The following is an 11,132-nucleotide window of genomic DNA, read 5'->3' as shown; positions in this document are numbered from 1 at the left end:
ATTGTTGGTCATACTAGTTTCCTTCTTTGGGTTATTATAACCTCTTAGAAGCTGTCCAATTTTATTATGCCACTACAACATCACTGCTGCTTCAACGAGAGCTGTGCTGTGCTTTACGACTGCTTTGGCGCTGCTAGTGTCATATCTTGGCCTACGCTATCTGATGAGTCAGCCTTACGGGCGCGTGCTCGGTGCCATTCGTGATAGTGAAAATCGCTTGCAGTATTTAGGCTATCGCACGCTTTGGTACAAGCTTTCGGCTTGGGTATTGTCTGCAGTCATTGCTGGTATCGCTGGTGCTCTATATGTACCGCAAGTTGGCATCATTAACCCAGGCGAGATGAACCCAGTCAACTCTATCGAGATGGCAGTATGGGTGGCTGCTGGAGGGAGGGGGTCACTCATCGGTGCTATCGTAGGCGCAGGTGCCGTGAATGTTATTAAAACTTACTTTACGGTGGCCTACCCTGAGTTTTGGTTGCTTATCCTAGGTGGATTATTCGTGGTGGTTACTTTATTTCTACCTAACGGCATTATTGGCGTACTCGATCGTTTTAAGAAGGAAAAAGAATAATGTCAAAAGTACCTAATAAAACTGACCATAATATCAATACCCCAGCTAGGAACCTTAAGTCTGCTAACAGCATAGCGACTGCAGAAACCACACCTACCCGACCAGTCACTACTTTGGCTGAAGATTATGGAGATAGTGCTGGCTTAGCACAACCTGTTCCCAAATCAGGGCCAGATATGAGACATGGTATTGCGCTGTATTTGGAAGACGTCAGCGTCTGGTTTGACTCGTTCCGGGCACTCAATGATCTATCTTTATACATTGAGACGGGCGAGCTACGCTGCATCATCGGTCCTAATGGCGCAGGCAAGACCACTTTAATGGATGTTATCACTGGTAAAACGCGTCCGACCAAAGGTAGCGCGTTTTTTGGTCAAGTACATAATTTGGCCAAGCTGTCTACCGAAGAGATTGCCGAAGCAGGCATTGGTCGTAAGTTTCAAAAACCAACGGTATTTGAAAACTTTACCGTCCTTGATAACTTAATGCTAGCGGCCCCCAAAGATAAGCGGGTATCAAAAAGCTGGTTTACTAAAATTGATGCTGACACAAAAAACACACTTGACTCAACGCTACAGCAGATTCGCTTAAAAGACCTGATCAACAAGCCAGCCGGACTGTTATCTCATGGTCAAAAGCAGTGGTTAGAGATTGGAATGTTACTGATGCAAAGACCAAAGCTTATCTTACTTGATGAGCCTGTGGCAGGCATGACCGATGCCGAAACTGAACATACCGCTGAGTTATGTTTGCGCCTTAAAAAGAATCATACCTTAATCGTGGTTGAACATGATATGACCTTTATTGATGCCATCAGTGAGAAAGTGACAGTTTTGGCAAATGGCGCTATTTTGGCTGAAGGGACATTGAGTGAAGTACAGAACAATGAGGCCGTTATCGAGACCTATTTAGGTCGATGATACATTCAGGTCGATAATAAATAGTAGCTCTTAAACTTGACTTAAAAAAGAATAAAGGTATTTATATGTTAGAAGTCAATGCCATAAATCAATATTACGGTGGCAGTCACATCTTACGTGATGTCACCCTCGCCGCCCCGGTAGGAGAATGTAGCGTGGTACTGGGTCGTAATGGCGTCGGTAAAACCACTTTGCTTAAATGCTTGATGGGTATCCTACCCATCAAATCAGGTGAAATTTTATTAAACGGTAAGGATATTAGTAAGATGACGCCTGAACAGCGTGTACGCGCAGGACTCGCTTATGTACCGCAAGGCCGTGATATCTTTTCCACCTTGACCGTTGAAGAAAATATTCTAATTGGCATGGCTAAATTCTCTCAACGAAAAGCAAGTAAAGTACCCAAACACTTATATGATATATTTCCAGTGCTGGACGAGATGAAACATCGTCGCGGCGGCGATCTATCAGGCGGTCAACAGCAGCAGTTAGCTATTGCGCGTGCGCTGGCCTCTGAGCCTCAAGTGCTGGTACTTGATGAGCCTACCGAAGGCATTCAGCCGTCAATTATTAAAGACATCGGTAGAGTCATTCGTAGTCTTGCTGATAAAGGCGATATGGCCATCATTTTGGTCGAGCAATTTTATGATTTTGCTGAAGAGCTTGCCGATAACTATACTGTGCTTTCTCGAGGGCAAGTCGTTGCTCATGGAGCGGGATGTGATATGGCAGAAAATAATATCCAAGAATTGGTGGCAATCTAATGAGCAGCTACTAGATTCTACGTATTAAATAAAGCTTCGAGAAGGTAATACATGCTATATTTTTACTAGCTGTGATAGTTAAACTTATAGTCAAAATTGGGTTTAACAACATACAGCATAGTTTTAAGGATATTATATTTTGACTTGGCAATCCTCGCTACAGCTCCATTTCGACCATTTAGCGGATAAGACTAAAACTCGGCTGTGTCATCGTGCCCATACTGGTGCGCTAATGGTGCAGCGCGCGCTTTATCCTGAGCCTGACAGTCAAACAGGGATTTGCCATATTTATGTGTTGTATCCTCCTGCTGGTATTGCCGATAATGACCGCTTAACGTTAGCATTTAATCTACACTCTAATAGTCACGCGGTGATTACCACCCCTGGAGCCGGCAAATGGTACGGACAACGCAAGTCATTGCGATCCTCTAGACCCAACGCAAAATTTACCAACGGTACTTCATCAGCAAAAAACAACGTCTCCGACCATGCCCTTTATGATAGCTCCTGCTCTCATACTATTAGCAACACTTTCAACGATACCGTCAGCGCAGAACAACATATCGACGCGCGCCTTGATGACCACGCTATTCTTGAATGGCTACCCCAAGAAAGCATTTATTATGATCATTCCGTCTCTAATGCCAACAATCGCTTTTATTTAGCTAAGACGGCAAGCTTGCTGACTTGGGATATTGCGGTGTTCGGACGGCAAGCGTATCAAGAAACTTTTGCTAATGGTTATTATGCCAACCGCTTAGAGATATGGCGTGATGGCAATTTATTGGTCAGTGAGTGCACCTCCCAGCAAGCCAATACGCGCTGGTTTACCTCACCGCTTGGGTTAAACAATCATCATGTTCATGGCTCTTTTTGGGCAATACCTAGCACAGAGATTATTGCGCCTGAGCTGCAGAATAATCCGCTCAAGCTTGGTCAGTATTTAGATACCACTATTACCGAGATACGCCATCTTATCGATCAGCAGTCACTACCCATTCACTGTACTCATAATTATCAAGGTATTAATTGCCGTTATTTGGGGTCAGATGTGCGCGCCTGCTTTGAATCTTTTTACCAAGTCCGCGAGCTTATCAGGTCTAAATGGTACACGCTTGAGCCTCATCGACCGAGAATTTGGGACACCTAATATTATGTGCTTCCACTTAATCTCATCCTTAAACTACGCTTGGTCAAACCGAAATAACTTTATTTAAAATATTTGCTTTATAAAGGTTAAAAACGGTTAATAACCTTTAAAGTAAAATAATTATCGAGGAAGCTTTATGCAATTAAACCCTACCGAAAAAGATAAACTCCTGCTATTTACTGCCGGTATGGTGGCGGAACGTCGTAAAAATCGTGGCGTCAAGCTAAATTACCCTGAGTCTATCGCCTACATCAGCATGTTACTGATGGAAGGTGCGCGTGATGGCAAAACCGTGGCGCAGCTGATGAGTGAAGGGGCCACTTATCTCTCTACCGATGACGTCATGGAAGGCATTGCAGAGATGATACAGGATGTCCAAGTTGAAGCCACTTTCCCCGATGGCACTAAGCTGGTGACGGTACATAATCCCATCGTATAGCTTGTTTGCTATAAAACCGTATAAAACGATATTGAACGCGAATAAAGCCATTGCCGTAAGACAATTAAGGATAATAAAAATGACGATGAAAGCAGGCGAATATAAGATTAAAGCAGGCGATATGGCTTTAAATGCTAATCGCTGTGTTCAAACGGTAGCGGTAATCAATACAGGCGACCGCCCTATTCAAATCGGTTCTCACTATCACTTCTTTGAGGTAAACGCGGCACTGAGCTTTGATCGAGAGTCGACGCTTGGCTATCGACTCAATATCCTATCTGGCACTGCGGTACGCTTTGAGCCGGGGCAAACGCGTGAAGTGGAGCTAGTCGCTATCGCCGGTAGACATCACATTTATGGTTTTGCCGGAAAAGTCATGGGACTAGCCAAAGTCAAAGCCACCAAAGACACTTCGCAAAAACGCATTGATAGACGTATTTATGCTGAGCACTTTGGCCCTACTACAGGGGACAAAGTACGCTTAGCAGATACTCATTTATGGCTTGAGGTCGAGTATGATTTGACTAACCATAGTGACCAAAGTACTGATATTGTTAGCATCGGTGAAGAGGTTAAGTTTGGCGGCGGTAAAGTCATTCGCGATGGCATGGGTCAGTCACAGCTAATAGGTGAGCAAGTTGCCGATACTATTATTACCAATGCTTTGATTGTCGACTATAGCGGTATTTATAAAGCAGATATCGCTATCAAAGAGGGTCGTATCAGTGGTATTGGTAAAGCTGGCAACCCTGATATTCAGCCTAACGTGACGTTACCTATTGGCGCGGCTACCGAAATTATCGCAGGGGAAGGTAAAATCTTGACTGCTGGCGGTATTGATAGTCATATTCATTTTATCGCGCCGCAGCAGTGTGAAACGGCATTGATGTCTGGTGTGACTACGATGCTTGGCGGTGGCACGGGGCCTGCTGAAGGTACTCTAGCCACTACTTGTACGCCTGGTGCTTATCATATTCATAGTATGCTAAAAGCCACTGATTCTATTGCGATGAATATCGGATTCTTAGGTAAAGGCAATGTTAGTTTGCCTGCGCCTATTGTGGAGCAGATTGAAGCAGGCGCTATTGGTCTTAAACTTCATGAAGACTGGGGCTCCACGCCCAAAGCCATTGATAACTGCCTTAGTGTGGCTGAAGAATATGATGTGCAAGTGGCTATTCATACCGATACGTTGAATGAAAGCGGCTATTTGGATAGCACTCTAGGCGCGTTTAAAGATCGCTGTATTCATACCTTCCATACCGAAGGAGCCGGTGGCGGTCATGCCCCAGATATCTTAAAAGCTATTGGCGAAACCAACGTTTTGCCGTCATCAACCAACCCAACGCGCCCTTTCACTATTAATACCATTGACGAGCATCTCGACATGCTCATGGTTTGCCACCATCTAAGCCCAGCCATTGCTGAAGATGTGGCTTTTGCAGAAAGCCGCATTCGTAAAGAAACCATTGCCGCTGAAGATATCTTACAAGATATGGGCGCCATCTCCATGATGAGTAGTGATTCGCAAGCGATGGGACGCGTGGGAGAAGTCATTATTCGCACGTGGCAAACGGCTGATAAGATGAAAGCCCAACGTGGCCACCTTGCTCCAGATCAATCAGCTAAAACCGAGCAATCTTCAGAGCATATCATGCTAAGTCCTACTGACTCTGATAGCGGCAATGATAATTTTCGTATCAAACGTTACCTCGCAAAATACACCATCAATCCCGCAATCACTCATGGCATTAGTGATGAAGTGGGGTCACTTGAAATAGGCAAATGGGCAGATTTGGTGTTATGGTCGCCTGCATTTTTTGGAGTAAAGCCTGACCTAATCATTAAAGGGGGTTTAATTGCAGCAGCGTCCATGGGCGACCTCAATGCTTCTATTTCAACCCCGCAGCCTGTGCACTATCGCAGCATGTTTGGTAACTTCCCCAAAACAGTGGCGCAGACTTGCATCACCTTTATGTCAAGTGCGGCTATTGATAAGGGTGTTGACAAGCAATTAGGGTTAGAAAAGGTCATTAAAGCGGTACACAACATTCGTAAGGTACGTAAACAAGACATGAAGTTTAATAGCTACTGTCCTAAGATGGAGGTCAATCCTGAGACCTATGAAGTGTACGCCGATGGTGAGCTGCTGACCTGTGAGCCTGCCGACTATCTACCGATGGCACAGCGCTATTTTTTATTCTAGCTGCTTTTTATTGTCGTGCTGATAATCCACCATCAGCTGTCAACCATCTACTTTAACGGACTATAAACATAATTATGAATATTTATACGCAACGTCTTGATTTATCAACCCTTAGCGCTGAACAGCAAGCGATTATTGATAGGCAAAAACAGGCAGAAAACTTTTTATATTTAGATTTCGATACCCGTCAGCGTAGCCGTTTTAAAGCAGACACTCAGAATCAAGAAACCATTGGTGTCGATTTGCCACGTACGGAAACTATTAAGAATGGCAGTGTGCTGGCAGACCATCAAGGCAACTTGATACAGATTATGGCCGCTAATCAAGCCTTAATCGAAGTGACTGCTGATAATGATTTTGACCTTATGAAAGGCGCTTACCATTTAGGCAACCGCCATGTGCCTTTAATGCTGACCTCTACTGCCCTCTACTTTGAGCCTGACCATGTTTTAGAAGCGATGTTACATCAACTTAGACTACGTACCCAAGCCGTACAAGCGCCGTTTGAGCCAGAAACTGGTGCATACAAAGGCAATCATGGCGGGCATTCTCATGGTCATGATCATTCACACAGGCATGGTCACTCTCATGACTAATCATGCCACGCCTTCACAGCAGACTACCAGTACAGCACAAGGTACAAACAACTTGAATAATACAGATGTGACCGGACGGCTGTTGATGTTGGCTTCAAGTAACTTGCCTATTGGCAGTTATACCTACTCGCAAGGCATAGAACCCGCTATTGAGTCAGGTCTCATTCATAACGAAAGCAGTACTTTAGAGTTTATGAGTGATTATTTGGAACTGGCGTTATGTCGTTATGAGCTACCACTACTGGCGCTCATGATTGAAGCCCTTATGGTTGATGACGTAGAGCTGGCTGATGCTTTAGGTGCAGATTACCACGCCAGCCGTGAAAGCAAAGAGTTCGTTTATGAGTCGAGCCAATTGGCACTGTCTTTATCTGCATGGCTAGACAATGTTCTTGAGCTCAACGTGCCTGATAGCTTACTCGCACATGGGTTTTTGCCACTATTTGCCCATATCAGCTCACATTGGCAATTTAACCCTGTACAAGCTATGACTACTTACGCCTTTGGTCAAATAGAAAATATGGTGCTGGCGGCGGTTAAAACGGTACCGCTTGGGCAAATGGCAGGACAGCGAATCATTTGGCAATTACAGCAGTTATTAAGCACGCAGGTATATCCATTGGCTACCAGCGTCAAGCAAAGCTTTTTGCAAGTTCAAGACATGCCGTTAGAGCTCAACACACCTAATGTAAGTATATTAAAGCTAAATCTACTTTATAAACAGCTACACATGTCCGCTAATTTACCCAATTTAGCGATACTGTCTTGTCAGCATGAAAGGCAATACAGCCGTTTATTTCGCTCTTAATCGCTAATCAACACAACCCTTCTTAAGGAAATTTATTTATGGCACTGACACCTAAAGTCGAAAGCAAACATTCAGACACGACACTGTCTCCCCTACGCCTAGGTATTGGCGGTCCCGTTGGTTCAGGAAAAACGGCATTAACACTAAGATTATGTCAACGCTTGCGTGATGACGTCGATATGGCAGTGGTGACTAATGACATTTATACCAAAGAGGACTCTGAATTTTTAACCCGCAATAATGCCATGCCAGCTGAGCGTATTCGTGGTGTCGAAACGGGTGGCTGCCCGCATACTGCCATCCGTGAAGATGCCTCAATTAACTTATCTGCCATCGCCGAATTACAGCAGCAATTTGCAGGTCTTGAGCTTATTATCATCGAGTCTGGTGGTGATAATTTGGCAGCAACTTTCAGCCCTGAATTGTCCGACTTGACACTATATGTCATTGACGTGTCTGCAGGCGATAAAATTCCTCGTAAAGGCGGACCTGGCATCATGAAATCTGACTTGCTCATTATCAATAAAACCGACCTTGCCCCTTTCGTAGGCGCGTCACTTGAGGTAATGGCGCGTGATGCCAAAAAAATGCGCGGTGATAAGCCTGTGGTATTTAGTAACATGAAAACAGGCGAAGGTCTTGATGACATTGTTGCTTTTATCTTAGATAAAGGCATGTTAAGTGTGGCGTAGAATGCCTTAGGTAATGGCATCAATAAGTGCTCTAAAAACCGCTGATGGATCAGTGGATTATCAGTCAGTTTTTATATCGATTTGTTTATTTATTAAGGATTTATCATGACAACAGACACAGCCAAAACGATGATACGCAAAAACCTCTTCCAGAAAACCACCATAATCAGTGGCTTAGCATTGCTATCATTACTACCAACACTCGCATTTGCTCACCCTGGGCATGGCTTGATGGCAGCAGATGGCTCATTTAGTACTTCTATATTATCTGGTATGTTGCACCCTTTAACTGGGTTAGACCATCTTATGTTAGCGCTGGGTATGGGCATGTTATTTACTCAAATGCACAGCTTTAAAAAAGGATTTGTAGCACTGTTAATTGGTCTAGTAACAGGATTTGTACTGAGTTTAAGTGTGAGCTTGAATAGCCTGTTTATTGAATACGGTATTTTACTCTCTATCGTACTCCTGACCATGGCACTTATGAGCCGCTACTTTAATGTGGCATTGACTCAAGGCCACGAGATGTCCGTCAAAACCGTGTATAAATTCTTAGTCATTGGCTTTGGTGCGCTTGCTATGTTCCACGGTGCAGCTCATGCAATCGAAGTGCCTGCAAACAGTAATACCGCTGGCTTCTTTACAGGTATGATTGTTGCTATGCTAGGCCTATATACTGTCGGCAAAGGCGTGGCCACTTATCTAAACAATTACCTGCAAGATAGCTTGATTATTCAACGCGTTATGGCGGTTGTCGGTCTATGCGCTGTACTATTTAGTTAGGGCGTATCATCAATTAAACCAAACAACACAAGACGCTTTAGTCGCTAGGGCAATACCTTCAACTGTCATGAGTATTTGAATGAAGTTATAAAATACAAATTCAAGATATTGTCGTCTGATAGAGACTTATTTGGCAAAATCACGGTATACATAGCGATTACTTATTTCTTCTTAAACGCTCAATAAGCCTGCCTGCTAGTGGGAATGACACCATTTGTGTCAGCGGAACGAGGATTATTGTCTCAATCAACACCACTACGGGCAAACTTAGACTTTGGGTCACAGGCTTTAATAGCGTTAATACGATTAAGAGCGTCGGATAAAGTCCAACATACCCTATTAATATGCGTATCAGCCTGTCTTTAAAATTTTTACTCATCACTTTATATCACCTTATAAAAATACTTACGTTTATAAGCAAAAAAATAAGACCACGAATGGTCTTATTTCACTAATTTATTTTTGGTAATAAGGATAATCACTGTAGCCCACATCAGTACCACCATACATCGTGGTAGGATCTACTTCATTCAATGGCCAGTTATTGGCAATACGCTCTGGCAGATCAGGATTGGCGATAAAAGGACGACCAAACGCGAATAAATCACCGTAGCCTTTTTCTAAAATGTTCACAGCTTTTTGTACCGTGTACTTGCCAGCATAAATAATACGGCCTGAAAACTCTTCTCTGACTGCTTGATAAAAAGTGTCTGGTAAATCAGGCGCATTATCCCAATCAGCTTCTGCAATGGACAAATAAGCAATACCCGCTTGCTCAAGCAATTTGACTGCTTCGACATAGGTATGATGGGGATCTGACTCTACCAAGCCTAAATACACGCGCGTCTCATCCGTACTCGCAAATAATGGCGCAAAGCGTACGCCTAAACGATCCGCACCAACCACCTCACTGACGGCAGCGACCACTTCTTGTAAAAAACGCAGACGATTAGACAGTGAACCACCGTACTGATCATCGCGTGTATTGCTATGCTCAGAGATGAATTGATTCACTAAATAACCATTGGCACAATGCAGCTCTACCCCGTCAAATCCAGCTTTTAATGCGTTGCGAGCAGCTTGTGCATACATCGCGACCAACTCGCCCACCTCTTCTGTACTGAGTGCGCGTGGCGCACTTGGGTCGGCTAAAGCGCCCTCGCCTGGGCCCGTTTCAATAAATACTTTGACATTGTCAGCAGTGATAGCAGATGGCCCGATAGGCTGAGCTTGGTTCGGTTGTAAGCTGGTATGAGAGACACGGCCAACGTGCCAAAGCTGCGCAAAAATAATACTGCCTTTAGCATGTACCGCCTGCGTGACTTTTTTCCAGCCTTCGATTTGGGCTGGTGAGTGAATACCTGGCGTCCACGCATAACCTTGACCTCTCGGCTCAATCTGCGTACCTTCAGTCACTATAAAGCCTGCCGAGGCGCGCTGTGCATAATAGCTTGCCATTAAGTCATTAGCAATATTATCTGGTTGCGTGCTACGAGAGCGTGTCAACGGTGGCATCACGATACGGTTTTTAAGCGTATAAGGGCCAAGCGCTACAGACGAAAATAATGTACTGGTATTTGGTATAGATTGTTTCATAACACTCTCTTTTGAAGCAAACGGATAGGCTTATTCTTTGAGCCAAGCACCCTGTTTTCAGGTTTGATTGGCGACTTAAGCAATGTTGGTAAGCATAGAGCGTTACGGGTACAATTAGAAACAACCTATTGTTGTTTAAGATACAACTATTAATGGTACAGATTATGAATGGTATGAACCGTCTTGATATTAAGCAGCTTAGGGTGCTTCAGTCACTATTTGATCTAAAAAATCTCTCACAAGTCGCGCGCAAAATGGGTCTGACGCAACAAGCGATTAGCGAGCAGTTGCGTAAGCTGCGCGATCTATTTGATGACCGTCTATTTATTCGTCAAGGCAATAGCATGGTGGCAACGCCAAAGGCACTATCGCTGCAACAACCTATTGACGAGATATTAAAGCAGTTGGAAGTATTATTAGAGCCGGAGGTATTTACGCCGCAAACCTATAAAGGCGTCTTTACGATTAGCGCGACCGACTATGCGACGCAGGCATTATTGCCGCAATTGTTTCATATAACGCGCCGCGAAGCGCCTGATTTGAGGTTGATAGTGCGCGACTTTGCTTCAGATAACATCAATCAGCTGATTGCGGCAGGTGAACT

Annotated in this window: 12 protein-coding genes and 1 pseudogene; 11 read left to right on the top strand and 2 right to left on the bottom strand. The window is 44.2% G+C overall.

The window, feature by feature from the left end:
- Window positions 1-76: 76 nt before the first annotated feature.
- The 10 genes and pseudogenes from AAEY79_RS13855 to AAEY79_RS13810 all read left to right on the top strand — a co-directional run.
- Window positions 77-574, top strand: a pseudogene (locus AAEY79_RS13855) (ABC transporter permease subunit); the annotation flags it as partial.
- The gene (urtD, locus tag AAEY79_RS13850; RefSeq protein WP_101211063.1) at window positions 574-1,494 is read left to right on the top strand and encodes an urea ABC transporter ATP-binding protein UrtD; all 921 of its coding nucleotides are present in this window, start codon (window positions 574-576) and stop codon (window positions 1,492-1,494) included. The pseudogene AAEY79_RS13855 and the gene urtD, both read left to right, overlap by 1 nt.
- A gap of 65 nt (window positions 1,495-1,559) precedes the next feature.
- Window positions 1,560-2,258: an urea ABC transporter ATP-binding subunit UrtE gene (urtE, locus tag AAEY79_RS13845; protein WP_101211062.1), complete on the top strand. Its 699-nt coding sequence runs from the start codon at window positions 1,560-1,562 to the stop codon at window positions 2,256-2,258.
- A 139-nt stretch (window positions 2,259-2,397) separates the two neighbouring features.
- Window positions 2,398-3,408, top strand: coding sequence for an urease accessory protein UreD (locus AAEY79_RS13840; protein ID WP_101211061.1), 1,011 nt, complete (start codon window positions 2,398-2,400; stop codon window positions 3,406-3,408).
- Window positions 3,409-3,544: 136 nt separating this feature from the next.
- Window positions 3,545-3,847 carry an urease subunit gamma gene (ureA, locus tag AAEY79_RS13835; RefSeq protein WP_025652874.1) on the top strand — a complete coding sequence of 101 codons (303 nt, stop codon included), beginning with the start codon at window positions 3,545-3,547 and terminating at the stop codon, window positions 3,845-3,847.
- Between the two features lie 79 nt (window positions 3,848-3,926).
- Complete coding sequence (ureC, locus tag AAEY79_RS13830) at window positions 3,927-6,053, top strand: urease subunit alpha (protein ID WP_352288770.1); 2,127 nt, start codon at window positions 3,927-3,929, stop codon at window positions 6,051-6,053.
- Between the two features lie 74 nt (window positions 6,054-6,127).
- Entirely contained in the window at window positions 6,128-6,649 is a 522-nt protein-coding gene (gene ureE, locus AAEY79_RS13825) for an urease accessory protein UreE (protein WP_352288767.1), read from the top strand.
- Complete coding sequence (locus tag AAEY79_RS13820) at window positions 6,642-7,457, top strand: urease accessory protein UreF (RefSeq protein ID WP_025652877.1); 816 nt, start codon at window positions 6,642-6,644, stop codon at window positions 7,455-7,457. The genes ureE and AAEY79_RS13820 overlap by 8 nt, the downstream gene beginning before the upstream one ends.
- 38 nt (window positions 7,458-7,495) lie before the next feature.
- On the top strand, window positions 7,496-8,149 hold the full coding sequence (gene ureG, locus AAEY79_RS13815) for an urease accessory protein UreG (RefSeq protein ID WP_350587974.1): 654 nt from the start codon (window positions 7,496-7,498) through the stop codon (window positions 8,147-8,149).
- Between the two features lie 105 nt (window positions 8,150-8,254).
- On the top strand, window positions 8,255-8,932 hold the full coding sequence (locus AAEY79_RS13810) for a HupE/UreJ family protein (protein WP_350587973.1): 678 nt from the start codon (window positions 8,255-8,257) through the stop codon (window positions 8,930-8,932).
- 157 nt (window positions 8,933-9,089) lie between these two features.
- Here the strand turns inward: AAEY79_RS13810 and AAEY79_RS13805 are convergent, their stop codons facing one another.
- Window positions 9,090-9,311 (bottom strand): hypothetical protein, encoded by a 222-nt coding sequence (locus AAEY79_RS13805; RefSeq protein ID WP_350587972.1) that lies wholly within the window; start codon window positions 9,309-9,311, stop codon window positions 9,090-9,092.
- A 77-nt stretch (window positions 9,312-9,388) separates the two neighbouring features.
- On the bottom strand, window positions 9,389-10,528 hold the full coding sequence (locus AAEY79_RS13800) for an alkene reductase (protein ID WP_350587971.1): 1,140 nt from the start codon (window positions 10,526-10,528) through the stop codon (window positions 9,389-9,391).
- 164 nt (window positions 10,529-10,692) lie between these two features.
- Between AAEY79_RS13800 and AAEY79_RS13795 the strand changes: the two genes are divergently transcribed.
- On the top strand, window positions 10,693-11,132 hold a 440-nt coding region (locus AAEY79_RS13795), incomplete at its 3' end, for a LysR family transcriptional regulator (RefSeq protein WP_352288763.1).

The sequence above is a fragment of the Psychrobacter sp. GW64-MNA-CIBAN-0177 genome (assembly GCF_040309585.1).
In the GTDB taxonomy this organism is placed as follows: domain Bacteria; phylum Pseudomonadota; class Gammaproteobacteria; order Pseudomonadales; family Moraxellaceae; genus Psychrobacter; species Psychrobacter okhotskensis.
The sequence above is the reverse complement of the archived record's forward strand: the minus strand, read 5'-3'. Positions and strand labels throughout refer to the sequence as shown.